The organism is Nocardia sp. BMG51109, assembly GCF_000526215.1.
Lineage (GTDB): Bacteria > Actinomycetota > Actinomycetes > Mycobacteriales > Mycobacteriaceae > Nocardia.
Window position 1 is genome coordinate 6,567,751 of the sequence record NZ_JAFQ01000004.1, and the last position, 25,107, is coordinate 6,592,857.

Here is a 25,107-nt window from a genome sequence, read left to right on the forward strand (position 1 = left end):
AAACAGCCTGCGCCGCAGCGATCCGTAGTGCGCGGCCCTCGACGAGGCGACTCGTACCCGGCGTCGGCCGCCCTGCGGTAGATTCGGCGCAAGAGGCCACCGGTCTGCGAGGGGCGAGGGAATGACCACGATCAGAGATGCCTATGTCGAGGCGGCGGCGTCGGCCGTGGCGCTGCTTCGCGATCCCGCCGTCGCCGCGGCGTGGGACCGGCCCAGCGTCCTGAAGGAGTTCAGCGTGCGCGGCCTCGCCGGGCACCTGGGAGCGCAGGTCCTGTTCGTCTCCGGGGTGATGGAGGCCGGGGCGCCGCCCGGGCAACCGCTGCCCGTCGTCGAATTCTTCGCCGGGACCGGCGCATTCGACGCCGAGGTGGATGCGGAGATCAGCGTGCGCATCCGGGAGGGCAGCGAGGCGCTCGCGGCCGGCGGGCCGAACGCGCTGGCCGAACGCGTGGCGGCGGTACTGGCCGAGCAGCGTGCCGCGCTGCCGGCCGAACCGGCCGCCCGCCGCGTCTCCTTCGCCGAGATCCCGCTGCTGCTCGACGATTTCCTGCGCACCCGCATGCTCGAGATCGCCGTGCACTCCGACGATCTGGCACTGAGCGCCGACGTCCCGACGCCACCGCTCCCACCGCACGTCTTCGAACCGGTCCTCGACCTCCTGTCCCGGCTGGCCGTGGTCCGGCACGGTCCGACGGCCGTCCTGCGCGCACTGAGCCGGGCCGAGCGCGCACCCTCGACCATCGCCGGCATCTGAACAGCTCACGCATCCCATGACGCCACCGGCGTCCCGAGCGTCGGCAGACGGCGAAGCGTCAACGGGCCGACCGTTGTTCGCCGACATGCCAATCCTGGTGCGGGGGTGCGCGAGAGCACGAATTCTGGTGTGATGGTGGCGGGGAGGGAGAGCCATCATGATCGGGGACGCACGCACGCGTCGCACCGTCGTCGGCGTCGCCGTCGCTGTCGGAAGCCTGCTCGTGGCGATGACGTCGACCGGATGCGAAACCACATCCGGGACGGCCCGGCCCGCGCCACCGCCGACGGTCGCGGGCCCGGAGACACCGCTGCCGCCGACTCCCCCGTGGACACTGCCCCAGCTCGTCGGGCACCAGTGCGTCGTGCTCGGGCCGGACGAGCTGGCGCGGTTCGGTTTCCGGAGCCCGGACGAGCCGGGACGATACAACTCCTACTGCCGCTGGCAGACTCCGAGCGATGCGCCCGTCCAGATCGCCTCGTACTTCGCCCCCGACCCCTGGCACAAATACACCGCGCTCCGCGACGAACACAGCGCCGAGGAGCGCTTCCGCACGCTCACCATCGCGCAGCGACCCGCATTCCTGATCGACGAACACCGGGACGGCGGCTATCGCAACTGCAGGATCTGGGTGTCGGTCCCCTCCGGCGGGGCGATCCAGTTCGAATACGCGCTGCGCGACGGCGATCCCGCGGCGGACGTCTGCGCGGCCGCCGTCGACGTGGTCACCGCGATCACCGTGAAGGTCCGATGAGCACCGCGAGATGGCAACCGGCAGCCAAGGTTTCGATCCGAGCACAATGTCAGCGAGGAGCCCGGAATGAACGCCCCCGACTACAACCCCCGTGAAATAGACGCCAGCCGCCCGTCGGCCGCGCGGATGTACCACTACTACCTGTCCGGCGAGGCCGTCTTCGAGGTCGACAAGATCTTCGGCGAGCACCTGTTCCAGGTGTTCCCGTATGCCGACGTGTGGGCCCACCACAACCGGACGTTCCTGCGCCGCGCCGTGAAATTCATGGTGGCGCAGGGCATCCGGCAGTTCCTCGACATCGGTTCGGGCCTGCCCACCGTCGGCAACACCCATGAGGTCGCCCGCGCCGAGGCACCCGAGAGCCGAGTAGTGTACGTGGACAACGACCTGGAGGCGGTCCATCGCGCCGACGAGCTGCTACGCGCGCAACGGGCCATGGACGACACGGCGGTCATCGAGGCCGACCTGCGCCACCCCGACCTGATTCTCGACCACCCCGACACCCGCCGGCTGATCGACTTCGACCGGCCGCTGGGCCTGCTGATCATCAGCGTGTGGCCGTTCATCCCCGACGCCGACCGCCCGCGGGAGCTGATGGCCCGGTTACGCGATCGACTACCGTCCGGCAGCTACGTGGCCATGAGCCACGCCTCGATGTCCGAGGTCGGCGACGAGCTGAAGGAACTCGCCACCGAGATCTCCGCCATGTACGCCGAGACCTCCGATCCCCTCACGATGCGCGACCGCGACGACGTCGCCGCGCTGTTCGACGGCCTGCGGCTCGTCGAGCCCGGCCTCGCCTACGCCTCCGACTGGCGCACCGACGAACCGGTGGATCCCGACGACCAGTCGCGGGCAGGCAATCTCGCGGCGGTCGGATACAAGCCCTGACCCGATCAGGTCGCCCAGTGCGTGGCCGAGACCGTGCTCGGCCTGGAGCGCTACAACTCCCTCTATCCGGCGGTGTTCCGCGGCCACCAGCAGACCTGGGACGACAACCCGACCCTGATCTCCGATGGCGTCGCCGTGACGGTGCTCGAACCCACACGGGCGCAGATGGTGCCGGGGCTGCTGTCGGCCCGGAGAGCCGGCGAGCACAGCCCTCCCGGACCAGCATATGCGGGGCTACGGCAACGGCCGCTCGACGAATCAACGCCCGGCCCTCGACGCTCGCGCGCCGCTGGTCAGGGCGAAACACGTGGGTGGTCAACGGAACTGGTGGTAGTTGGGCGCGTACCGGATCGTTCGATTCCGGCCCCTCGTCGTCCGCCTCGCCCTATCATGGTGATCGGCAAGTTCTTTGAAGCAACCGTCGGGAAAACCGTTGGCAATACCGGTCGGTTGGGTTGCCCGTTGATTTGTGACACTCCCCTTGCACGTAGTCGATTGGTGGTCGCGTCATGCCCGAAATCCGAACGCAACCGAACCCGGTGTCCCACGGGCACAACGGTTCCGGACAGCTCAGCCTCAGCACCACAGCTGCCCGCAAGTTGTCGTCGACGACCAAATCCGTGCCGCAGATGCAAGGCATCACGCCCCGCTGGCTGCTCGAACTTCTGCCGTGGGTCGAGGCGCGAGGTGGCGCGTACCGGGTCAACCGCCGGCTGAACTACACGCTGGGCGACGGACGGCTGGACTTCCTCGCGACAGGCGGCCGGGTGCAGGTCATCCCGGCCGAGTTGACCGAGCTCCCGCTGTTGCGGCATTTCGGCGACATCGACGTACTGGAGGCGCTGGCCGACAGGTTCGTGCAACACGAATACGACCCGGGGGCGGTCCTGGCCGCGGCCGACAGCCAGGCCGATCAACTCGTCCTGCTCGTGCACGGACGTCTCGCCAAACTTCGCGAAGGCAAATACGGAGACGAGTCGACCCTGGAAATCATCGCCGACGGCGACTATTTCGGCGCCGAGGCACTGATCGGCACCGACGACACGTGGGGCTATTCGGTCAAGGCCACCACGGCATGCACGGTCATGGCGTTGCCGAAGACGGCCTTCCAGGAGGTGCTCGACCAATCCGAGGCGCTGCGCGGCCACCTCGACCAGCACCGGAAAACCGCGGGCAAAGCCCAGAACCTCCACGGCGAGGCGGACGTAGAAATCATTTCCGGTCATCGCGGTGAGCCGCCCCTGTCCGGCACTTTCGCCGACTACGAACTCGCGCCCCGCGAACTCGAGCTGAGCATCGCCCAGACCATCCTGCGGGTGCACACGCGCGTCCAGGACCTCTACAACGAGCCGGTCGACCAGCTCGAGCAACAGCTCCGGTTGACCATCGAGGCAGTGCGCGAGCGCCAGGAATACGAGCTGGTCAACAACAAGGACTTCGGCCTGCTCCACAACGCGGACTTCAGCCAGCGCCTCTACACCCGCAGCGGCCCACCCACCCCGCACGATATGGACCAGTTGCTCAACAAGGTCTGGAAGAACCCGGCCTTCATCCTCGCGCACCCGGAGGCCATCGCCGCGTTCCGCGACGAGTGCAGCCGGCAGGGCATCGTCCCGGAGACCGTGCACGTCCCCGGCGGTCGGCTCTCCGCATGGCGCGGGGTGCCCATGTACCCCTGCTGGAAGATCCCGATCAGCGAACACGGCACCACCTCGATCATGGTGATGCGGACCGGCGAAACCGATCGGGGCGTCATCGGTCTGCGTAAGACCGGCCTGATCGACGAGTACGAGCCGGGTCTGAGCGTGCGTTTCATGAGCATCGACGAGCGGGCGATCGTCAACTATCTGATCACCTGCTACTACTCGTTGGCCGTCCTGGTGCCCGACGCGCTGGCCGTGCTGGAGAACGTTCAGCTCGGGAGCACCGATGATCGCGGCTGAACCGGACGCCGACCCCTTCACCCGCGCGCGCCGGCTGATCACTCCTGGCTTGCGGGCCGCGGCGGACAGGGTGAACTCGGCCACGCGCCAGGTCATCGGGTACCACTTCGGCTGGTGGGACGAGCAGGGAAATCCCTTGGACGGCAATGGCGGCAAGGCGCTGCGGCCCGTCTTGGCGATGCTCGCGGCGGAAGCGGTCGGCGGCACCGCCGAGCGGGCGACCAATGCGGCCGTCGCGGTCGAGCTGGCACACAACTTCTCGCTACTGCACGACGACATCATGGACGCCGACCGCACCCGCCGGCACCGCCCCACCGCGTGGACCGTCTTCGGGGTCCCCGCCGCCATCCTCGCCGGCGACACGTTGACCACACTGGCGACAGAGGCGCTGGTGGCCGACGGCCCACCGCTCGCCGTAGCAGGCGTGTCCCGGCTCGACGAGGCGATTCTGCGGCTCAACGACGGCCAGGCCGCGGATCTCGCCTTCGAAGGCCGCGCCGATGTGCCCCTGGACGAATGCGTGACGATGGCGCGCGACAAGACCAGCGCGTTGTTCGCCGCCGCTTGCGAGCTCGGCGCCATGTCCGCCGGCGCGTCACCGCAACGGGTCTGGCAGCTGCGACAATTCGGTGAGCACCTCGGCCTGGTCTTCCAGCTGGTCGACGACCTCCAGGGCATTTGGGGCGATCCGGCCGCGACCGGCAAGCCGGTGATGGCCGACCTGCGTGCCCGTAAGAAGTCGCTGCCGGTGGTGGCCGCGTTCAACGGCGGCAACGGCGCCGCGGCACGGCTTGCGGAGCTGTATCTCGGTGACGAGCCTCTGGACGACGACGCGCTCCGGACCTGCGCCGACCTGATCGCGGAGGCGGGCGCGCAGACCTGGGCGCACCAGGAGATACAGCGTCGGCTGGATTCTGCCCTGGCCTGCCTGCACGCCGCCAACCCGGAGCCCGCGGCCGCAGCAGCACTGGCGACGTTGGCCCGGCAACTGAGCACGGGACCGAGGACATCGCTTGCCGCGCAGCCGGAGTCGTACCGCATGCCGACCTTCGAGCTGCGCCCGGCCCGGCTGAGCCCGCACCTCGACTCGGCTCGCGCACATGCCCTCACGTGGGCCAGGGACATGGGCCTGTTCGCGCCGCAGGGCGGCATCCCACCGTGGACCGAGGAGCAGTTCCGGAAGCAGGACTACCCGCTGCTGCTGTGCCATATGTTCCCGGACGTTCCCGCCGACAAGGTCGATACGCTCGTCGACTGGTGCACGTGGTTGTTCTACCTCGACGACTTCTTCGCCGAGACCTGCCGGCGCACCGGCGATGCGGCACCGACGAAGGCCCACCGGGCCAGGCTGCGGCAGTTCATGCCGCTCGACCCGACGCAGGACGTGCCGGTGGCGGCCAGTCCTACCGAACGCTGTCTCACCGACCTGTGGCTGCGCACCGTACCGGCTATGTCGCGGGAATGGCGGTGCCGCACACGCGAACTCATCGAGGAATGTCTCGGCGGCAATCTCCGGGAACTGCGCAACGCCACGAGCGGACACCCCACCGACCCGATCGAGTACCTGGAGCTGAAGCGCAGGACCAACGCCGGTCCGCTGGCCGCGAGCCTGGCCGAATACGGCCGGGCGGCGGAGCTGCCCGGCGCGGTCGCGGACGCTCCGCCGATCCGTTCGCTGATCGAGTGCCTCGGCGACGCGAGTCTTCTGGTCAACGACCTCTACTCGTACCCGGCGGAGGTGGCGAGCGGCGCCGAGCCCGCCAACATGGTGCATGTGCTGCGGAAGTTCCTCGGCTGCGATCTCCAGCGGGCGGTGGACACGACGGCCGACCTGGTCCGCTCCCGCCTGGACCGGTTCGAGCACGTCGCCGGCGTCGAGGTGCCGACGATGCTCGAGGAGTACGGCCTGAGTCCGGCCGACAGCGCCGATGTGCTCGAATACATCGACGTTCTGCGGGATTCGGTGCCGGGCTGGCACGCATGGTTCGAGCGAACCGCGCGATACTCCCGGGGTGCGGTGCCCGCCCACGACGATCCGGCCACCACCCGCCGTCTCGCCGGCCCCACCGGCCTGGGCACCTCCACCGCACGGCAGCTGCGCCAAAAGAATTGAGATCCGGTCCCCCATCCCGTCGCGCGGCTTCCAACAACCTTGCCAGCCGCCGCACCACTCGGCTGTGCACCGGACTCTGGGCCATCAACCGAACGACCCGGCCATCGACGATCTCGATGTCACCGAGCCCGTCGGCCGCCCCGTCCGCGAACTCCGGGGCCGTCAAACGCAGTTCAGGTTGGTCCGGAGCACTCATAACCAGACATCATTGCAGGCCGTCCCAGACCCGACCGCCGGCTGGCGTGGGTTCACGAATCGTGCGCGGGGGTGGTGTCGAGGGCGCGTAGCTGGCCGGGGTCGATGGCGCGCAGGGCCGCCAGCGAGGCGGTCACGGCGAGGTCGCAGGCCGCGCCGATGTCCGCGCCGCCGACGGTGACCGCCCGGTAGGCGATGTCGAGACTGATGCCGAGCAGCATGGTGGCGAGGGTGTCGGCGCCGCGGCCGATGGGGGTTCCGCGTTCGGCGTAGTTGGCGCGCAGTTCCTCGGCGATCCGGGGTTCGAGTGCGGCCGAGAGCCGCCGCCCGGGACGGGTGTCGGCGTATCGGTTGTCCAGCAGGACACGGAAGCCGCGGGGGTGGCGGCGTGCGTAGTCGAACAGCGACTCGATCGAGTACCTGGCCCGCTGGCCGTAGTGCATCGCCTCGCCGTGATCGTAGATCTCGAACATCCACGTGGTGAGTTTCTCGAGTTCGCGTTCGATCACGGCGTGGACGAGGGCATCGCGCGAGCCGAAGTGGGCATAGAGCGTCACCCGCGAGGTGTCGGCACGGCGGGCGATGGTGTCCATGGTGGCGCGATCGACGCCGACCTCCGCCATCACCGCACACGCCGCGTCCAGCAGCTGGGTGTCGGTCGGACGGTTGCGGGTGCTACGGCGCGGGGGCGCGCCCCCGCGATCCCGGTGTCCGCTCTCGATCACGTTCGCTCCCCTTTCCGGCTTGCGAAGTCCTCGATCAGGGGCGAACGTCAGTTCTCCGCCGGACCTTCCGCAGCGTTCCCGAGGTTACCGAAGTACGCCGCCTCGACCCTGTCCCGGCGCTCCCGCAACTCCGCCGCGGAACCGGTCAGCGCTGCCCGGCCGTGGTGGAGCACCACCGCCGAGTCGGCGATCGACAGCGCCAATCCGATGTGCTGTTCGACCAGCACCACGGCCATGTGCTGGTCGTCGGCGATCTCGCGCAACCGAGGCAGCAACTCCTCCACCGCGAGGGGGGACAACCCGAGGCTGAGTTCGTCGATGAGCAGTACCTTCGGCGCGCACAGCAGCGCCTTCGCCAGGGCGAGCATCTGCTGTTCACCGCCGGAGAGGGTGCCGCAACGGCGGCCGCGCAGCGGGCGCAGCTTCGGGAAGTAGTCGAGCACGTCGTCCAGGGCGGGACTGTTCTTGCGGCGGGCCAGGCGCAGGTTGTCCTCGACCGGAAGGCGGTGGAACACCCCGCGGCTGTCGGGCACCAGGGTCACGCCGCGGCGCGCGTTGCGTTCCACGCGCCGGTCCACCGGTTCGCCGAGCGCGGTGATGGTGCCGGAGAGGATCGGCAGCGCACCGACCGACGCCAGCAGGGTGGTGGTCTTGCCCGCGCCGTTCGGGCCCAGCAGTGCCAGGATCTCACCCGGCCCGACCTGTGCGTGCAGGTCGCGCACCGCGGGGATGCCGCCGTAGCCGACGGTGAGCCCCTCGATACTCAGGGCGGGTGCGGTCCGCGACCGCGCCGGGCGGGCCGCGGCGGGACCGGTCATGCGCTCTCTCCTGCCGGTCGATCGGCCGCCGCCGGTGGTCGCGCGGCCTCGCCGGGTGCGGCGGTGCCGAGATAGGCGGCGATCACGCGGGGATCCTCCCGGATCACGGCCGGTTCACCGCCGGCGATGACGACGCCGAAGTCCAGGACGTACAGCCGGGCGCAGATGTCGAGCACCAGCTGCATGTCGTGGTCGATCAGCAGCACGCCGATACCCGAGGCCGCGACCCGGCGCAGGTGTCGCCCGAATTCGACGCTCTCGTGGGTGTCGAGCCCGGCGGCGGGTTCGTCGAGCAGCACCACCCGCGAGCCCCCGACGAGGGCGCGGGCGACGCCGACGAGTTTCTGCCGGCCCAGGGCGAGTTCGCCGGGGCGGTGGTCGCCGACACCGGGCACGCCTACCAGATCCAGTGCGGCGTCGATGATTTCGCGCGGTGGCGCCGACCGCCCGGCGATGTCGGTCAGCACGGAACGCAGACCGGTGCGTTGCAGCGCGACGGCGAGGTTCTGCTCCACGGTCAGGTCGCCGAACAGTTCTCCGGCCTGCCAGGTCCTGGCCAGCCCGGCGCGGCGGCGGCGATGCGGTCCGAGCCGGTCGAGCGCGACGCCTACGAGGGTGACGTGCCCGGTCGAATCGGTAAAGCCGGTGACCGCGTCGACGAAGGTGGTCTTGCCCGCGCCGTTCGGCCCGATCAGGCCGACGATCTCGCCGGCACCGACGGTGAGATCGATGTCGGAGTTGGCGACGACGCCGCCGTAGCGCACCGACAGTCGCTCGGTCCGCAGCAGGGTCGTGGTCTCAGGCATGCGCCGCCGCCTTCTCCTTCGCACCCGGCGCCGGTGCGGCAGCGGGCGCGCGGCCTGACCGGCGGGCGATCGCCGCCTTCAGACGGTGTGTCGTCCCGGTGATCGCGCCCGCCACACCGACCGGGTTGAGCACCGCCATCAGCAGCAGCACGCCCGCGGCGATGAGGTCGTAGTAGTCGCCGAGTTCGAGTGTCTGACTGAGGAATACGTAGCCGACGCCGAGCGGGCCCGCGGTGCCGGCGATCAACGCGCCCGTGACGGAGGTGATGCCGCCGACGTAGGTCATCGCCAGCATCGTCAGGCCGATCATCACCGTGAACGACCCTGCCGAGAGCTGCCCGCGGCTGTAGCCGATGAGGCAGCCCCCGATGCCGGCGAGGAAGGCCGAGACGGCGAACCCGAGCAGTTTCGTCGCCGCGACGTCGATACCGACCGAGGCCGCCGCCCGCTCGTTGGAACGCACCGCCAGCAGCGCCCGACCGGTGGCGCCGCCCATGATCCGCATGACCCCGAGCGTGCAGAGGGCGACCACCACCAGCACCATCAGCGCGAACCGCAGGGTGACCAGGTCGGTGCCCTCGCGGACGCCGAGATCGATGCCGAAGAGCGTCGGGTCGGCGATGAGATTGCCCTGCGCCGGCGTCAGCGACGGATTGTTGAATACGAAACTCTGGATGGCCAGGGCGGCCGCCAGGGTCACCACCGCCAACTGCGCGCCGCGGATGCGCAGCGCGGGCACGCCGACCATGATGCCGAGCGCCGTGGCGACCAGCGCCGCCGCGATCATGCCGAGCGGGAACGGCATGTGCCAGTTGTCCGCCAGTTTCGACAACGCGAACCCGGCGGCGCCCGCGAAAGCCGTACTCGCAAGGGATATCTGACCGAGGTAGCCGGTCAGCAGCACCAGCGAGAGCGCGATCAGCGACAGGATGATCGAGGTGACGACGCCGAACCGCCAGGTGCCCGTGGTCGCGACGATCGCCGCGACGGCGATCGCGACCACGGCCAGCGTCGGCAGCACCCGGATCCGGGGGACCGTGACGGCGGGCATTTTCACCGATCCGAGCGAACCGCGCGCCGGGATCCGCCCGCCGAGCAGGAACAGCGCGATGATGACGATCACGAAAGGCACCGCGTCGCCGAGCCCGGCCTGGGCCCAGTTCGGCCAGAAGTCCTTGGTGTCGGCCCAGAGGATGACCGCCTGGAACGACCCGAGCACCAGTCCGGCGGCGCAGGCCGCGCCGAACGATGCGAGCCGCCCGACCAGTGCCGCGGCCAGCGCGGGGATCACGTAGAAGGTGTAGCTCGTCTCGTCGAGGCCGATGGTGTAGGCGGCGAGGACGCCGATGAGCCCGCAGGCCGCGCCGGTCATCACCCACACGATCGCGGCGAGCCGGTCGGGCGCGTAGCCGGTCAGCCGCGCCGCGAGCTCGTCCTCGGAACCTGCGCGGGTGGCGATCCCGGCCGTGGTAAGCGTGAAGTAGGCGCGCAGCCCGATCGCGACGGCGATCGCGACCGCGGCCAGGATCAGGTCCGACACATTGACCGTCGCACCGGCCACGGTCACGGTGTTCTCCGGCAGAATCGGTGTGGCGAAAAGGTTTTCGGTGTCGAACCGCAACCCGACCAGGGCCTGGATGAACAGCATGAGCCCGACCGATGCCACCACCTGAGCCAGCACCGGCGCCCGGCGCAGCGGCCGGAACACCAGCAGGTGCGCGAGCAGCGCCCAGACCGCCGCCGAGGAGACGCCGAGCACCGCGGCCGCCACCATCGGTGTCGGCTGGTCCGCACTACCGAGGGAGATCGTGCCGACGGGCAGGACGAAGGTGCCGTCGGTGCGCAGCGCGGCCACGACATAGACCGCCCACAGCGCGAAGGCGCCCTGCGCGAAATTGATGATTCCCGTCGCGGCGTGCACGCCGACCAGCGAGGAGGCCAGGACGGCGTATACCGCGCCGGTCGACAGACCTAGAAAGACGAACTGCAAGAACTGGGCCATGTGATCCCGTTTTTCTCTTGAATGGCCGTAGTCGTGAAGGGCAGGCCGCTCGACTGCGAACGGCCCGCCCACGGTCACCTCGGTCGGCTACGCCGCGCCCGGGACCAGTTTCAGGACCTCGGGGCTCGGCGTGAGGAAACCACCGGTCACCGGCGCCTGCTTCTTGTCCGCGGTGACCTCGAACAGCAGCATCTCCGTGGTGCAGTTCGGGCTGGTCGCCTTGCCGCAGGTCAGTTTCGGGCCGAGGAAACTCTGGTAGTCGGCGAGCCCCTGGAGGGTGGCCAGGATCGCGGGTCCGGTGAATTCGGCCGGCGGCTTCGCGGTGAGTGCCCGGGCGACATCGACAAGTGTGGCGAAGGTGCCGTAGGCGTAGAAACCCCCGGTCCCGCCGGCGTTCTCGATGAATTGCTCGGCGATCTTCAGATTGGCCTTGGCGGGCTCGGGAGCGGCGTCGACGGCAGGCGGCAGCCACACCGGCGAATAGGTCTGCGAACCGACGGCCTGCGGACCCAGCACGTCGACGAATTCGGTGCAGGCGGCGAGGAAGACCGTGCCCGTGTACTTCACCGACTTCAGGGCCTGGGCGAGCTTGTTGCAGGTGTTGTCGTTGGGCGCGGTCATCAGGCCGCCCGCGGCGGGATTGCCCTCGGCGATGGTGGAGGCCAGCGCGGTGAAGTTGGGCGAGGCGGGCGGATAGTAGGCGCTCTTCACGTCGATGCCGAGCTGCTTGCCCACCGGGGCGAGGAGCTGGTCGAACACCTGATGTGCCTGGGGCAGATCGGAATTGACGAGAGTCAGCGAATTCTTCCCGGCCTGCCCGAGCGACTGCAGGAAGCCGACCAGGAAGGCAGCCGGGGGCGGGCCGAAGTACACCCGGTTCTCGGTGACCGCTCCGGTGGCGGTGTTGAACGGAATCTGGCCGATCAGCGGTATCCCCGCCGAGGTCAGAATCGGCATGGCGGCCGCGGATTCGACGTTGTAGCCGTCGATCGTCGCGACCACCCCGGCCTGCACGAACTGATTGGCGCAGGAGATGGTGGATTCCGGCGAGGTGTTGTCGATCCCGCAGTCGACGACCTCGATCGGGCGGTCGTTGATGCCGCCGATCTGCTTGTTGATGTATTCGACCGCGGCGTTCTTGCCCGTGGTCACCCCCGCCTGGGTCGCCGGCCCCTTCGACGGATTGAACAGCCCCACCTTGATCGGTGCGCCGCTCGCCGCGGCCCCCGGCGCGATGGACGATCCCCCGCCATCGGAGCTGCTGTCGTCGCTACACGAAACGACGGAGAACACGCATACCGCGGCCAATGCCGCAGCGGCGATTCGACCGGTTTTGATACCCATTCTGAATGCCTTTCCAGGCCGGTCGGGGCTCGGGCGTGAATGCCGAACCGCCCCGTCGAGCGACCGATTCCGCGCCGCACCGCAGCCTCTGCGGTTCCGGCGGCCCGGATCCAGATTGTGATCTGGGCCACCTGAAGCTAGCCCGGCCTTACAGGCGTGTCAAGCTTGATTCGGACAGCGGTTCACGGCCGGGGAAACGGGCACGATCGGCCCCCTATGGCAAGCTGAACGCCGGGCCTCGAATGTCACCACCGGACGACCGATACGCCAGAAGCGGCCGGTGCGAAAATGACGAAACCCCCCAGCTCGGACTGGAGGGATTTAATGTAACTCTGAGTTACAGACACTGTGTCCGGAGTAAAGACGTGTCCGGAGTAAGGACTTCAGTCACTGTTTCCATCCCGCAGCAAGGCTGCGAGTGTTCATGTCATCGACGGTAGCCCGCGGATCGGCGCACGGTCAAGCAGACTCGGAAGGCTCGGGGCACCGCGCGTTCCGGGCTCCGACACCTACGCGCAGCGGGAATTATCGACCTGGCCGGACGCACCGCCAGGGCCACCAACGGCGTCTACGCCGCCACCCAATGGGGTATCAACGGTGGTGGCCGACCCGGCGGTATCGGTCGCGGTGGTCAGTCGCGTTCGTACATGGCGGCCAGTTCTCGTTCGTAGTCCATGGATACGTCGTCGCCGGTGGTGAGTACGACGCTGCCGATTGTCGCGCCGGTGATCGGGAAGGGGCCCGTGTAGTCGGAACTGACGGCTTGGCCGCGGTCGCGGCCGATGTTCGATCCTTCCCCGGTGAGGGAGAAGTATCCGGGTTGAACCCTGATGGCGGCACTCATGGCGGTGTCGTTGTCGATGTGGAGTGTGGCGGTGCCGGTCGGAGAAGGTCCGTCGACGCCGGTTTTGCGGAATTCCACACCGACGACGACCTCGCCGGCCGGCAGCGGTGTGGGGGCGGTGACTTTCTGTTCGAGTTCGCCGAGCCAGTTGTAAACGTAGTGCAGGACACCGTCGAGCAGGTAGAGGGCGTGGCCGCCGAATCGTCCGCCGCTGGCGAAGACCACTCCGTTGGGTTTCGGTTCGGTGATACGCAGTGCGGCGGTGATGGAGAACGAACGGCCGACGATCGAGAAGGATCGCTCGGGCACTTCCGAGGCGCCGGGGAACAGTTCCATGCGGCCGGCCTTGCCGGCGACGCTGGGCTGATCGAGTTGGGCCAGGTCGGCCGCGGTGCGGTCGTCGAGGGGGTATCCGTGGTACTTCTCGGCTTCGTGTTCCCACAGTTGTCGTAGCTCCGCGAGGATTTCGGGATTCTCTGCGGCGAGGTCGTGCAGCTGGTTGCGGTCTCGGTCGAGGTGGTAGAGGCGCCACTCGTCCTGATCGAAATGCGACCAGCCGCTGGGAGCCGGCGGGTGAACAGCGTTGGCGTGCCAGCCATCTCGCCAGATCGCGCGCGTGCCGAAGATCGAATAGAACTGGGATCGTTTCGGGGAGGACGCGGCAGGATCGTGCAATACCGGCGCCATGCTGACCCCCTCGAGGGGGCTTTGCGGTACCGAGCGCACCGTGTCGGGTGCCGTGATGCCGAGGAGTTCGTAGATGGTGGGAACCAGGTCCTCGGCGTGCAGATAGTGGTCGCGGACTTCGCCGCGGGCGCTCACGCCGCGCGGCCAGGACATGATCATCGGGTCGGCGGTGCCGCCTTCCCAGGCTGCGTTGATCTTGTACATCTTGAACGGGGTGTTGAACGCCATCGCCCACCCGTTGGAGAAGTGCGGGTGAGTGGTCTCGGTGCCGAGCTCGTCGAGCACTGTCAGATTGTCGTGGATGTTCTCGGCGACGCCGTTGTACCAGCGGTTTTCGTTCACCGAACCTTCTTGACCGCCCTCGGCGGAGCAGCCGTTGTCCGACAGCGCCACGATCAGGGTGTTGTCGAGCTGGCCGGTGTGTTCGAGGTAGTCGAGCAGCCTGCCGACCTGGGCGTCGGTGTAGGAGGCGAATCCGGCGTAGACCTCGGCTTGGCGGATGAACAGTCGTCGTTCGTCGTCGCTCAGTTCGCCCCAGGGCCTGACGATGTCGGAGATCGGCCACGGCGCTCCGTCCGCGCTGGTCTCGGCGGCGAGGGGATTGATGTCGGGCAGTTGCACCGAATCCGGGACCAGGCCCAGCCGTTTCTGCCGGGCCAGGACCGCCTCGCGGTATTTTTCGTAGCCTTCGTCGAAACGGCCGCGGTACCGGTCGGACCACTCTTGAAACACATGGTGTGGCGCATGGCAGGCGCCGGGACAGAAGTACATCATCCACGGTTTGCCCGGAGCGGTGGCGCTGGAGTCGGCCAGGAACTCGATCGCGCGGTCGGCGAGGTCGCTCGAAAGGTGGTAGCCCTCGCTGGGGCGCGCCGGCGGATCGATCTGGTGGTTGTCGTACCAGAGGTCGGGGTACCACTGGTCGGTCAGGCCGCCGAGGAATCCGTAGAAGCGATCGAACCCTCGTTGCAACGGCCAGGTCCGCTTCGACGCACCCATCGACATCTCCGTGGCCGGCGACAGATGCCACTTCCCGATCGCCATGGTGTTGTAGCCGTGTTCGCGCAGCACCTCGGAGATGAATCCGTTCTCCGGGGGGATCAGGCACGAGGAGTTGGGGAACCCGTCGGCGAACTCACCGACCACCGTCATCGCGTTGGTTCCGGCACTGCGCCCGGTCAGCAGGCACGACCGTGTCGGTGAGCACAGGGCGGTGGTGTGGAACTGGGAGAAGGTGATCCCGGCGTCGGCGATACGCTGCATGTTCGGCATCTCGATCAGGCCGCCGAACACATCCCACGACCCGAAGCCCATGTCGTCCCACACGATGTACAGGACATTCGGCGCGTCCTTCGGCGCGGCCGGCTCCACATACGGGGTCCAGTCCGGGACCGAATCCCGAACGTCGTGGGCGATCTTCCCGGCGAACTCCGCGGCCATGAGCGACTCCCGGCGGTTAGGTGAAATGCTGTGATGGACAGGCGTTCTCAGTCGAGCGCGACACAACGAAATCCGAGGTGGCAGGTGGCGGTGTCCTCGGACTGGCCCTGCCGGGCAGCGGGTCGATAGCGCAGGCAGTAGTTCGGCGCGCACAGATAGGACCCGCCCTTGATCACCCGCCGCGCATACCGCTCACCCGCCTCCGGCACCGGCGACTGCGCGCAGCTGTGCGGTGCGCAGCACGAACCCGTCCGCGAGCCGGCCCGGTGGGTACCGAAGTAGTCGGCGGTCCACTCCCACACATTGCCCGTCATGTCGAACAATCCGAATCCGTTGGGCGGGTAGGTCCCGACCTTGGTGGTGCCAGGATGGTCGCTTTGACCTCGCCCCGGCAGGAACTCCCAGGGAAATCGGCCTATCCAGGTGTTGGCCATCCGCCGCCCGCGAGGCGCGAATTCCTCACCCCAACTGAACGTCGCCTCGTCGAGGCCGCCGCGTGCGGCGAACTCCCACTGCGCCTCGGTGGGCAGCGACTTGCCTGCCCACGCCGCGTAGGCGGCCGCGTCCTGGTAGGCGACCTGAGTAACCGGGTGGTGATCGCGCCCGCTCAGGTCACTGCCCGGACCGTGCGGGTGGCGCCAGTGTGCGCCCGGCACATAGGCCCACCACCGCCGCCATTCGTTCAGCGGCACCGGGCCGCCGGTAGGGCGAAACACCAGGGCGCCAGGAACCAGGTCGGCGGCGCGGGCGCCGGGAAAATCCGTCGGATCGAGGTCGCGTTCGGCGACCGTCACATGGCCGGTCTCGCGCACGAACCGGCGAAACGCCGCGTTCGTCACCGGAAACGTATCGATCCAGAACGGCTCCACCGCGGCCGGACGCACAGGCCGCTCCTCGGGAAAGAAGTCCGCCGACCCCATCACGAAATCACCCCCGGCCACGCGAACCATGTTCTTGCGCGCCGTCACCACCGAACTGCCGCTCACGCTCGAACCTCCCCTGAATCCCGAGGTCAACCCGCTCCCACCATGTCCTTACCCGAGCTTAGGAGATGTTCGAGCGGACGTGGCTCACCCGATCCGGGTGAAATTCCCGTGTCGGGCCGGGCTCGGTCGGGTCGCGGGACGCTCACCGACACGCCCGTATCCGCGAGCGGCTCGACTGCTACTGTGACGGCGCGCTGGTTACCGCCTGTCCGTGACGGGCGGTTCGCAAGAGGGAATCCGGTGGGAATCCGGAGCTGCCCCGCAGCGGTATGTGGAAACGACCGCGGTCATCAGCACTGGGCCGGTAGCCCGGGAAGCGACCGCCAGTAGGCGACGCCGGTCGGCGTCCCGTCCACGAGCCCGAAGACCTGCCCGCGTGACCGAGCCGACGGCGCGGTCCCTTGTCGACTCCGAGGGAGCGGTTGACCAGAGATGAGCTGTACGGCGCGCGCCTGCGTGCGCGCACCCGAGATCGGGACGGCACGGTAGAGCCGGTCCGATGAGAACTGTCGATAGGCGGCGGCTGTCCGTCGCCGTGCTGGTCCCGGTCCTGATCGTGGCGCTGGCGGTGGTCTCCGTCCTCGCGCTGACGCTGGGCGCCGCACATATCCCCTGGCGCGACACCGTGTGGTTCCTGTGGGCCGAACTCACCGGAGGCACCGTGACGGCCGACGATGTGGCCGACTATCGGATCGTCGTCGACTCTCGGTTGCCCCGTGTGCTGTTGGCGGCGCTCGTCGGGGCCGGTCTCGGCGGGGTCGGCCTGTTGGTGCAGGCCATGGTGCGAAACGCGCTCGCCGACCCCTACGTCCTCGGAATCTCCTCGGGGGCATCGGTGGGCGCCACCGCGGTCGTGCTCTTCGGAGTCTTCGGCGCGCTCGGTATCTACGCGCTCTCGACCGCGGCCTTCGCCGGGGCGCTCGGTGCCACGCTGCTCGTGTACCTGATGGCGCGGTCGGCCGCCGGGCTGGTACCGCTGCGGCTGGTGCTCACCGGTACCGCCGTCGGCTACGGTTTCTCCGCGGCGACGACGGTGCTGGTGTTCCTCGCCCCGTACGGAGATGCCGCACGTTCGGTGATGTTCTGGCTGCTCGGCAGCTTGGCCGGGGCAACCTGGCACATGGTGCCCCTGATCGCCGCGGTGGCCGTCACCGGACTGACGGTCATCACCGTGTGCGCACGACACCTCGACGTACTGTCGATGGGAGACGAGGTCGGCGCCGCACTCGGGATGAACGCCTCCCGGTTCCGGCTGCTCCTGTTCATCGTCTCCGCCGCGATGACGGGATGTTTCGTCGCGGTATGCGGGGCCATCGGCTTTGTCGGCCTGGTGGTTCCACATATCGCCAGACTGCTGGTGGGCGCCGGCCACCGGCGGCTCACCGTCGTGACGCCGCTGCTCGGCGCGGTGTTCCTGGTGACCGCGGACCTGGTGGCGAGGACCCTCGTACCACCGCAGGAGCTACCCCTGGGCGCGATCACCGCCGCGGTGGGGGTCCCCGTGTTCGTGCTGCTGATGCGCCGCCGCGGGGCCCTGGTGGAGCACAGCTGATGCGGGTCGACTACGAGAATGTCACGGTCGAGTTCGACGGCGCGACGGTCGTCGACGCGGTGACCCTGGCTGCCGAGCCGGGACAGTTCATCGGCATCGTGGGCCCGAACGGCAGCGGCAAATCCACCCTGCTGCGCTGCCTCTACCGCGCACTGTCTCCGACGACGGGACGAGTCCTGGTCGACGAGACGGATATCTCGGCGATCAGCATGCGGGACAACGCCCGCCAAGTCGCGGCGCTCACGCAGGATATGACCACGCCGTTCGATTTCACCGCCGCCGAGGTCGTCGCCACCGGCCGACTACCGCATACCGCACTGCTGCGCGGCACGCACCGTCACGACCGGGAGATCTGTGCCGCGGCGATGGCGACGGCCGACATCGGTCATCTCGCATCGCGCGGCTTCCTGTCGCTGTCGGGCGGTGAGCGGCAACGGGTTCTGATCGCGCGGGCACTGGCCCAGCAGCCCCGCGTGCTGGTCCTGGACGAGCCGACCAATCACCTCGATGTCCATCACCAGTACAGCGTGCTGTCCGCGGCACGAGATCTGGGCATCACCGTGGTCGCGGCGCTGCACGACCTCAATCTGGCCGCCCAGCACTGCGACCGGATCTTCGTCCTGCACGCGGGCCGGCTCGTGTGCTCGGGCCACCCGGACGAGGTGATCACCACGGAGACGATCACCCGTTGGTTCTCGATCGGCGGCCATATCGTCACCCATCCCCGGCTGGGCGTCCCGCAGATCATCTTCGACGAGGAGGAACGGTAGATGAGATCCACCCGGCTGGTTCCGGCGATGGCCGTCGCGTGCGTGGTCGCCACGACAGCGTGCGGCGCCGACGTGCAGCAGGCCCCGAAGAACACGACCGGCGGACCGGTGACGATCACGAACTGCGGCGCACCGCTCACCGTCGACGGTATCCCCGAGCGCGTGGTCACCAACGACACCGGGATCACCGAGATGATGTTCGCCCTCGGCCTGGCCGACCGGCTGGCGGGCTACACCAGCTACCCCGGTAAGGAACGCGATATCGCCACCTCACCGTGGCAGGCCGACTTCGAACGCGTCACGGCGCTCGGCGACGCCTTCACCCGCGAGGTCGTCCAGGCCGCCGCACCCGATTTCGTCTTCGCCGGCTGGAACTACGGGTTCAAGGAGTCCACGGGCCTCACCCCGGACTGGGTGCGCTCGATCGGCGCGGTGCCGTACCAGCTGACCGAGGCGTGCCGGCAGTCCGGAACGACGCGCCGCGGGGTGATGGAACCGCTCGACGCCCTGTACGCCGACCTGGCCAACCTCGGCGAGATCTTCGATGTGCGCGAGAAGGCAGACGAACTCATCTCCCAGTACCGTGACCAGGTCGCCGGGGCCGCCGACAGCGCACCGGCCGGACAGAAACCGGCCCGGGTCTTCCTGTTCGACAGCGCAACACCGGAGCCGTTCACTTCGGGCCGCACCGCCGCACCGTCGCAGATCATCCGCGAGGCGGGTGGCACCAACATCTTCGACGACCTGAACGACTCGTGGACCACGACCTCGTGGGAGGCCGCGGCACAGCGCGATCCACAGGCCATCGTGATCGTCGACTACGGCGCCGGCCCCGAGAACTCGGTACAGGCGAAAATCGATCAGTTACGCGCCCAGCCCCTGATGGCCGGTACGACCGCCGTCCGCGCGAACAACATCATCGCCCTCCCCTACGCCGCACTGGTCGAAAGCCCACGAAACCCACAGGCCGTCGTCACGGTCGCCGATTTCCTCCGTTCCAAGGGTTTCTGAGCAGGGCCGCGCGGCGCCGGGAGAACAAGGGCCGCATGACTTCTCCGCCGATCTACGAAGGAGGCCGCCTGACGCTGGCCCCTTCTACAAGGAATTGACGATATCTCGTGTGGCGTCGCGATGAGTTTTGCCCTCCGGCGCAGTCTGATCTGCATGGGCACACTCATCTATGGCTTCAACGTGTCGGTGGACGGGTACATCGCCGACGCGCAAGGCAGCATCGACTGGTCCGATCCGAGCGAAGAACTTCTCCAGTACTGGAACGACTTCGAGCGGGAGACCGCCCTGTCGTTCTACGGGCGGCGGCTCTACGAACTGATGTCCGCGTACTGGCCGACCGCCGACAAGGCCCCGGACGCCACCCCTCTGATCGTCGACTTCGCCCGCATCTGGCGCGACATGCCCAAGGTCGTGTTCTCGCGCACCCTGGAGTCGGTCGATTGGAACTCCCGCCTGGAACGCGGCGATCCGGTCGAGGTGGTGACGAAACTGAAAGCCGAAACCGATGGCAGGCTGGAGGTGGCCGGCGCGACGCTGGCCGCACCGATCGTGCAGGCCGGTCTGGTGGACGAGTACCGGATCGTGGTCACGCCCACCGCCGTGGGCGGCGGCACCCCGTTCTTCCCGACGCTGCCGTCATGGATCTCGCTGCGACTGTTGGAGAACCGCACCTTCCCGGGCGGCACGGTCCTGCTGCGCTACGAGGCGAAACACGACTGACACAGCCAGGCGCGCCCTGCGGACGCACTACGAGGTACACGACCCGAGCGGCAGCCCGCTACTGCGCGACGGCCTGTTCGACATCCTGCCGGCGCACCGGCAATGCGGCACCGACGAAGGCCCACCGGGCCAGGCTGCGGCAGTTCATGCCGCTCGACCCGACGCAGGACGTGCCGGTGGCGGCCAGTCCTACCGAACGCTGTCTCGCCGACCTGTGGCTGCGCACCGTACCGGCTATGTCGCGGGAATGGCGGTGCCGCACACGCGAACTCATCGAGGAATGTCTCGGCGGCAATCTCCGGGAACTGTCACCGGTGACCGCAACCTGGTGTTGTCACGGCTGTTCCAGCACATCGAACAAAATCGTCACCTCCGCCGGATCGTCGAGAAGCAGTACGCGGCGATGGACCGTGCGGACCCCGGTATGTGTGCGGGGCATGATTTCGATGCGTCACATGGCTTCTGCACCCTCCGAACGCGTGCGACATTGGCTCTACAACCGCCGCCTCGAGAAGAAGAAGATCGTGAAAAAACAAGTCGATATCGAGTTGCGCCCCAGCCGGGATCGGCTGCTACGCCGCGTGACCGAACTGACCGACAACGACCCCGGCCTGCGGGAACGGCTTCAAACCGTCAAATCCTTCTCCGCGGGTGTGCGTTCGGCCGAGGTGTTCATTACCAACGCCTGCAACCTGCGATGCCAGGGCTGCTGGTTCTTCGACCACGATATGGACCAGATGGCCGCCGAAATCCGTGATCCGGCGGATGTGCGGAACTTCGCGGAGAAGCTCGAGGCGGCGGGAACAACGCACGTCTTCCTGATCGGCGGAGAACCGGCCTTGTTCCCCGATCGCATGGCGGTATTCGCCGAGCGGTTTCCCTATGTCACCGTGGTCAGCAACGGAACTCGGCCGATCCCGTACCGGAATTTCGAGCACCTCCAGGTGTTCATCTCGGTCTGGGGCGGCGGCCCGATCGACGACGAACTGCGCGGATACCGCACGAACGGCAAGCGGATCACGGGTCTGTTCGATCTCAGCCTGCGCGCCTATCGCGACGATCCCCGCATGGTATGGGCATACACCCTGAGCCAGGACAGCCTGCCCTATATCGAGCCGACCGTGCGGGCTGTCCACGACAACGGCAACAAGGTCATATTCGGTTACTACAGCGACTACGTCTCCGGCGCGCCGACGAAACTTCGCGACGAGGATCGGGCGGTGGAGGAGATGACTCGCATGCGGGACACCTACCCCGACACCGTGATCGGGCATCCCTACTATTTCCGGACATTGGTGGGCGGAGACACCCACTGGGACAGCTTCGGCTACGACACCTGCCCGAGCATCAGCGTCGACCACCCCGCACACGCCGAGCGCATCGCCAACGGCAACCCGGTCTTGCGCGGCTTCAACACCTACCGCACCGACCACACCCTCCAGTTCTGCTGCACCTCGGGAGATTGCGCGCAATGCCGTGACAGCCAAGCGATCTGGAGCTGGATCCTGGTCAACATGCACCACTTCCTGGACTCCACCGAGCAGCTACGCACCTGGGTGGAGATGGCCGAAACGTTTTACCGTCAGTATTACTGGTCGCCCTACCGTTCCTCCGGGGATCAACTGCTGACCACCGCCACCGATGCCTGACGACCACACGGCCACAGAACATTCCCGACCGCACGCCGACGGGCAGGTCGGCAGCGCGGAACACGGCGACGTCGGCGCCCGCATCCTGCGGCTCCCGCCGGGCGCCGACGGCCACCACCTCTTCCGGGAGGTCCGCCGGCGCGGCCCGCTGGTGCACAGCCGAAAGGGCCTGCTGTTCACCGCCTCGTGGACCACCGCGAACGCCATCTTGCGCAGCAAGGACTTCGGCGCGGTGCCGACCATGGTTTCGGGAAGCAACCTCCCCGACTGGGGAAACCATCTGGTCCACCCGCTCGACGATTCCTTCTTCTCCCTCGACCCACCGCACCACACCCGCCTGCGCGCCGCCGTCGCACCGTGGTTCGCACGAAACAGCGCCCCGGCCTGGGGAACTCATATCGAGAGCGTGGTCGATTCCTGTCTGGACTCCCTCGCCGACCGTGACAGCGCCGACCTGATCCGGACCCTGGCCGAGCCCGTGCCCGTGTTCACCATCTGCCGGCTGCTCGGCGTCCCGGCCGCGGACCTGCCGACCTTCACCCGGTGGGGGCACGCCATCACCGCCCTGATGGATGGTCCCCGCAGCGACACGGAAGCCCGCCGAATCCGCGACGTGTGTGCCGAGATGACCGACTACTTCCACCGCCGCATCACCGCGACCGCCCACCAGCCGGGGCAGGGGGAAGGGCTTATTGCGGGCCTGGCCGCACGCTGCCCCGTCGACATGGCCGAACGCGACGTCGTCGCCACCTCGGGGATGATGCTGCTCGCCGGATTCGCCACGACCGTCAACCTCATCGGCAGCGGCTTACGCATCCTCCTCGCCGATGCCGGCCAACGCCGAGCCGCTCGCGGCAACTGGGGAGCCGTCGTCGAGGAAACCCTGCGGCACGCATCCCCGGTGCAGTACGTCGTGCGACGCGCGATCCGGCCGACCCGGGTACAGGGGATCCGGGTCCCGGCACACACGCCCGTGGTGATCCTCCTCGCCGGCGCGAACCGCGACCCTTCCGTCTTCGCGCACGCCGAGGACTTCGACCCCACCCGGACCGATGTCGGCCACCATCTGACCTTCGGCACCGGAATCCACTACTGCATGGGTACCGCCCTCGCCCGAGCCGAAGCCCACGCCGTACTCGGCCGCTTCTTCACCCGTTTCCCCGACGCCGCCCCGAACGGCCCCGCCACACCCAGACCGTCCCGCGTGCTCCACGGCCCGGCCACCCTCCCGGTCCGATTGACCGCCCCGCGATAGGGTGCCCGACAACCGTAGGGGGCGAAGGGATTCCGCGGCACAGCACCCCCAGCCGAACCGGCACCGGAGCGGGCGCGTGGTGTGCCCGGGTAGTGCGTGGTGACCCTCGTATGCCGCAGCAGCCGGTTCCGCCGGCCCGTGGTCGCCGTTGGATGCGCCGGGCACGATCGACTGCGCCAGCCCTTGCAGTTCGGCGTAATCGAGCCTTCCCATCCCACACCGGTCCCAACTGCACCCCCAGGCGTCGCCGTACCGGACCGTCGGCGACGACGGCATCATGCGCGGTCAACTCGATCGGCTCCACGCCATCCTCGGTATGCCACGGGTGGCTTTCGGCATCGTGCCGCTCATGGCCGATGCCCGGGTGACGGTGGACAATTTCGTCCTCTTCGACAACCGCAAGGTCATCGTAGAAGGAGCCACCGCCGAGCTGACCATTACCCAGCCGCGCGAAGTCGCCATCTATGGGCGGGCATTCAATGTTCTGACCGAACAGGCCGCTACGGGCGAGGAGGCCAAAGTGCTGATACGCCGAGCGTTGGATGCTCGACGTTGGCAGCCATGGCCACCTCGAGCGGAGGCGTTAGACCTTCTCCGCCACCATCCCCAAGAACTCACGAACTTCAGGCACGCCGAGATGAGGCCGAACGGCACGCTCGATGCTGCCGAGCGCCCACCACAGGCGAGTCGAGGTCAAGCCGTCGAACTCATGGAAGTTTGTGGTGAGCATGGAGCACCCTTCGGCGATCTCACCTGCCTTGACCAGGTTTTCGGCCGAACGGATACGCCAGTGGGCGCGCTCACGCGGCCAGGACACGGACTCGTCAATTGCCGTCTGCAAATGCGACGTCGCCCGACGGTGATCACCGACCTGCATGTACGCCATGCCGGTCAGGCCATGCAATTCTGCCGGAGGCAGAAATACCCATCCAGGGTCGTAGCCGTGGCCGGACTCATAAGCGTGGTAGGCACGGTTGATCGCCTTGGTCATGGCGGCTCGGTCGCCTGCGGCGCCAGACGCCTCAGCCTCGCGAATGGCCCCGAGCGCCCGCAACCTCGGTCCCCCTCGCCGCGACGCTGCCGACTGAGCGGCTTCGACCAGGTGAATACCTTCCCGGTGACGTGCCTTTTCTTGGTAGTTGAGGACGCCGGCATTGAGCAGGGCGTGCGAACCAGCGATCCCGTCATCGGCGGTCGTCGCAGCTTGAGCGGCGTCCGCATAGTACCGTCGTGCCTGGTCCAGATGACCGGCTTCGTAGTGGACCCATCCTGCGGCGGTCATCATCTCGGCCGCCGTACTGGCGAGTACCCGACCAGCGTCATCGCTGTAGCTGCCGCCATCCAGCAGCTGCTGGACGTAGCGTGTTTGTCCGGCCGCCAGATAGCACAGCCGGTCACCACCGACGATCAGGTCAAGTTCGTGGAGTTGGCTGACACTGCGCTGTATCTCCGCGATATCTGCGGCACCAATCCGGCCTGCCCCCGCTGCCGATACCTCGGTATTTGTACGTTGCATCGCACCGGCACCGACAGTAGCTCCCGCCCCAATAGCCCCGGTTCGTAGGAAGTTGCGACGGTTCACATCCGCCTCCTCGTTCGACTCCACTACCAGTATGGCAAGCGGTACCTGCAGCGCTTTGGCCACACGACGTAGTACCCGCACATCGTGCACGGCGGCACCGTCGTGTTCCAGCTGCGAGATGGCGGGCTGGGTGTAACCGAGAACGGCCCCGAGTTCACTCTGGGTCATCCCGAGCGACTTACGAATCCGGCGGATGACCTCGCCGGTTGTCATGTGCATCCTGCTCTCCGCTCTTTTCTGATGAACGTGCATACGCAAGATCGACG

20 protein-coding genes, 1 pseudogene and 1 riboswitch are annotated in these 25,107 nt (G+C 67.9%); of the genes and pseudogenes, 12 read left to right on the top strand and 9 right to left on the bottom strand.

The annotated features are described in order from the left end of the window. Nucleotides 1–121: 121 nt before the first annotated feature. The 5 genes from D892_RS0131020 (at nucleotide 122) to D892_RS47990 (ending at nucleotide 6,455) form a co-directional block, all read left to right on the top strand. Nucleotides 122–754 carry a maleylpyruvate isomerase N-terminal domain-containing protein gene (locus D892_RS0131020; protein ID WP_024804980.1) on the top strand — a complete coding sequence of 211 codons (633 nt, stop codon included), beginning with the start codon at nucleotides 122–124 and terminating at the stop codon, nucleotides 752–754. Between the two features lie 157 nt (nucleotides 755–911). Then, a complete protein-coding gene (locus D892_RS0131025) occupies nucleotides 912–1,508 on the top strand; it encodes a DUF3558 family protein (RefSeq protein ID WP_024804981.1) in 597 nt (198 codons plus the stop codon). 66 nt (nucleotides 1,509–1,574) lie between these two features. Further along, entirely contained in the window at nucleotides 1,575–2,399 is an 825-nt protein-coding gene (locus D892_RS0131030) for an SAM-dependent methyltransferase (protein WP_024804982.1), read from the top strand. Nucleotides 2,400–2,908: 509 nt separating this feature from the next. Next, entirely contained in the window at nucleotides 2,909–4,342 is a 1,434-nt protein-coding gene (locus tag D892_RS0131035; protein ID WP_024804983.1) for a family 2B encapsulin nanocompartment shell protein, read from the top strand. After that, entirely contained in the window at nucleotides 4,329–6,455 is a 2,127-nt protein-coding gene (locus D892_RS47990; RefSeq protein WP_024804984.1) for a polyprenyl synthetase family protein, read from the top strand. Before D892_RS0131035 ends, D892_RS47990 begins: the two co-directional genes overlap by 14 nt. A 248-nt stretch (nucleotides 6,456–6,703) precedes the next feature. On the opposite strand, the gene D892_RS0131045 is transcribed toward D892_RS47990, so the two are convergent. The 7 genes from D892_RS0131045 to D892_RS0131075 all read right to left on the bottom strand — a co-directional run bounded on the left by D892_RS0131045 (nucleotide 6,704) and on the right by D892_RS0131075 (nucleotide 16,266). Further along, entirely contained in the window at nucleotides 6,704–7,375 is a 672-nt protein-coding gene (locus tag D892_RS0131045; RefSeq protein ID WP_024804985.1) for a TetR/AcrR family transcriptional regulator, read from the bottom strand. Nucleotides 7,376–7,422: 47 nt separating this feature from the next. Next, nucleotides 7,423–8,193, bottom strand: coding sequence for an ABC transporter ATP-binding protein (locus D892_RS0131050; RefSeq protein ID WP_024804986.1), 771 nt, complete (start codon nucleotides 8,191–8,193; stop codon nucleotides 7,423–7,425). Next, nucleotides 8,190–8,999 carry an ABC transporter ATP-binding protein gene (locus tag D892_RS0131055; protein ID WP_024804987.1) on the bottom strand — a complete coding sequence of 270 codons (810 nt, stop codon included), beginning with the start codon at nucleotides 8,997–8,999 and terminating at the stop codon, nucleotides 8,190–8,192. Before D892_RS0131055 ends, D892_RS0131050 begins: the two co-directional genes overlap by 4 nt. After that, nucleotides 8,992–11,001, bottom strand: a complete 2,010-nt coding sequence (locus tag D892_RS0131060; protein WP_024804988.1) for an ABC transporter permease — start codon at nucleotides 10,999–11,001, stop codon at nucleotides 8,992–8,994. Before D892_RS0131060 ends, D892_RS0131055 begins: the two co-directional genes overlap by 8 nt. 87 nt (nucleotides 11,002–11,088) lie before the next feature. Then, entirely contained in the window at nucleotides 11,089–12,345 is a 1,257-nt protein-coding gene (locus D892_RS0131065) for an ABC transporter substrate-binding protein (RefSeq protein ID WP_198037018.1), read from the bottom strand. A gap of 631 nt (nucleotides 12,346–12,976) precedes the next feature. Then, nucleotides 12,977–15,316 carry an arylsulfatase gene (locus D892_RS0131070; RefSeq protein WP_024804990.1) on the bottom strand — a complete coding sequence of 780 codons (2,340 nt, stop codon included), beginning with the start codon at nucleotides 15,314–15,316 and terminating at the stop codon, nucleotides 12,977–12,979. 47 nt (nucleotides 15,317–15,363) lie between these two features. Continuing rightward, nucleotides 15,364–16,266 (bottom strand): formylglycine-generating enzyme family protein, encoded by a 903-nt coding sequence (locus D892_RS0131075; RefSeq protein ID WP_024804991.1) that lies wholly within the window; start codon nucleotides 16,264–16,266, stop codon nucleotides 15,364–15,366. A 214-nt stretch (nucleotides 16,267–16,480) separates the two neighbouring features. After that, a riboswitch (cobalamin riboswitch) is annotated at nucleotides 16,481–16,693 on the top strand. Between the two features lie 108 nt (nucleotides 16,694–16,801). On the opposite strand from D892_RS0131075, the gene D892_RS0131080 reads away from it, so the two are divergent. From D892_RS0131080 to D892_RS0131095, 4 genes are all read left to right on the top strand, one after another. Next, complete coding sequence (locus D892_RS0131080) at nucleotides 16,802–17,854, top strand: iron ABC transporter permease (protein ID WP_024804992.1); 1,053 nt, start codon at nucleotides 16,802–16,804, stop codon at nucleotides 17,852–17,854. Further along, nucleotides 17,854–18,624 (top strand): ABC transporter ATP-binding protein, encoded by a 771-nt coding sequence (locus tag D892_RS0131085; protein WP_024804993.1) that lies wholly within the window; start codon nucleotides 17,854–17,856, stop codon nucleotides 18,622–18,624. The genes D892_RS0131080 and D892_RS0131085 overlap by 1 nt, the downstream gene beginning before the upstream one ends. Then, complete coding sequence (locus D892_RS0131090; RefSeq protein ID WP_051499220.1) at nucleotides 18,625–19,635, top strand: ABC transporter substrate-binding protein; 1,011 nt, start codon at nucleotides 18,625–18,627, stop codon at nucleotides 19,633–19,635. Nucleotides 19,636–19,788: 153 nt separating this feature from the next. Further along, the gene (locus D892_RS0131095) at nucleotides 19,789–20,355 is read left to right on the top strand and encodes a dihydrofolate reductase family protein (protein WP_024804995.1); all 567 of its coding nucleotides are present in this window, start codon (nucleotides 19,789–19,791) and stop codon (nucleotides 20,353–20,355) included. Between the two features lie 58 nt (nucleotides 20,356–20,413). Here D892_RS0131095 and D892_RS47135 read toward each other — a convergent pair whose 3' ends face one another. Next, nucleotides 20,414–20,629 (bottom strand): hypothetical protein, encoded by a 216-nt coding sequence (locus tag D892_RS47135; protein WP_156959748.1) that lies wholly within the window; start codon nucleotides 20,627–20,629, stop codon nucleotides 20,414–20,416. 181 nt (nucleotides 20,630–20,810) lie between these two features. On the opposite strand from D892_RS47135, the gene D892_RS0131110 reads away from it, so the two are divergent. The 3 genes and pseudogenes from D892_RS0131110 to D892_RS49795 form a co-directional block, all read left to right on the top strand. Further along, entirely contained in the window at nucleotides 20,811–22,004 is a 1,194-nt protein-coding gene (locus tag D892_RS0131110; protein WP_084161297.1) for a radical SAM protein, read from the top strand. Further along, nucleotides 21,997–23,259 carry a cytochrome P450 gene (locus D892_RS42540; protein WP_024804997.1) on the top strand — a complete coding sequence of 421 codons (1,263 nt, stop codon included), beginning with the start codon at nucleotides 21,997–21,999 and terminating at the stop codon, nucleotides 23,257–23,259. Before D892_RS0131110 ends, D892_RS42540 begins: the two co-directional genes overlap by 8 nt. 229 nt (nucleotides 23,260–23,488) lie before the next feature. Beyond that, a pseudogene (locus D892_RS49795) lies at nucleotides 23,489–23,782 on the top strand (Scr1 family TA system antitoxin-like transcriptional regulator); the annotation flags it as partial. Between the two features lie 60 nt (nucleotides 23,783–23,842). Here D892_RS49795 and D892_RS0131120 read toward each other — a convergent pair. After that, a complete protein-coding gene (locus tag D892_RS0131120; RefSeq protein ID WP_198037019.1) occupies nucleotides 23,843–25,054 on the bottom strand; it encodes a helix-turn-helix domain-containing protein in 1,212 nt (403 codons plus the stop codon). Nucleotides 25,055–25,107: the final 53 nt, after the last annotated feature.

Coding starts and splice junctions, on each gene's coding strand:
- D892_RS0131020 (WP_024804980.1), top strand. CDS start 122: ATGACCACGATCAGAGATGCCTATGTCGAGGCGGCGGCGTCGGCCGTG.
- D892_RS0131025 (WP_024804981.1), top strand. CDS start 912: ATGATCGGGGACGCACGCACGCGTCGCACCGTCGTCGGCGTCGCCGTC.
- D892_RS0131030 (WP_024804982.1), top strand. CDS start 1,575: ATGAACGCCCCCGACTACAACCCCCGTGAAATAGACGCCAGCCGCCCG.
- D892_RS0131035 (WP_024804983.1), top strand. CDS start 2,909: ATGCCCGAAATCCGAACGCAACCGAACCCGGTGTCCCACGGGCACAAC.
- D892_RS47990 (WP_024804984.1), top strand. CDS start 4,329: ATGATCGCGGCTGAACCGGACGCCGACCCCTTCACCCGCGCGCGCCGG.
- D892_RS0131050 (WP_024804986.1), bottom strand. CDS start 8,193: ATGACCGGTCCCGCCGCGGCCCGCCCGGCGCGGTCGCGGACCGCACCC.
- D892_RS0131055 (WP_024804987.1), bottom strand. CDS start 8,999: ATGCCTGAGACCACGACCCTGCTGCGGACCGAGCGACTGTCGGTGCGC.
- D892_RS0131060 (WP_024804988.1), bottom strand. CDS start 11,001: ATGGCCCAGTTCTTGCAGTTCGTCTTTCTAGGTCTGTCGACCGGCGCG.
- D892_RS0131065 (WP_198037018.1), bottom strand. CDS start 12,345: ATGGGTATCAAAACCGGTCGAATCGCCGCTGCGGCATTGGCCGCGGTA.
- D892_RS0131070 (WP_024804990.1), bottom strand. CDS start 15,316: ATGGCCGCGGAGTTCGCCGGGAAGATCGCCCACGACGTTCGGGATTCG.
- D892_RS0131075 (WP_024804991.1), bottom strand. CDS start 16,266: ATGGTTCGCGTGGCCGGGGGTGATTTCGTGATGGGGTCGGCGGACTTC.
- D892_RS0131080 (WP_024804992.1), top strand. CDS start 16,802: ATGAGAACTGTCGATAGGCGGCGGCTGTCCGTCGCCGTGCTGGTCCCG.
- D892_RS0131085 (WP_024804993.1), top strand. CDS start 17,854: ATGCGGGTCGACTACGAGAATGTCACGGTCGAGTTCGACGGCGCGACG.
- D892_RS0131090 (WP_051499220.1), top strand. CDS start 18,625: ATGAGATCCACCCGGCTGGTTCCGGCGATGGCCGTCGCGTGCGTGGTC.
- D892_RS0131095 (WP_024804995.1), top strand. CDS start 19,789: ATGGGCACACTCATCTATGGCTTCAACGTGTCGGTGGACGGGTACATC.
- D892_RS47135 (WP_156959748.1), bottom strand. CDS start 20,629: ATGAGTTCGCGTGTGCGGCACCGCCATTCCCGCGACATAGCCGGTACG.
- D892_RS0131110 (WP_084161297.1), top strand. CDS start 20,811: ATGGCTTCTGCACCCTCCGAACGCGTGCGACATTGGCTCTACAACCGC.
- D892_RS42540 (WP_024804997.1), top strand. CDS start 21,997: ATGCCTGACGACCACACGGCCACAGAACATTCCCGACCGCACGCCGAC.
- D892_RS0131120 (WP_198037019.1), bottom strand. CDS start 25,054: ATGACAACCGGCGAGGTCATCCGCCGGATTCGTAAGTCGCTCGGGATG.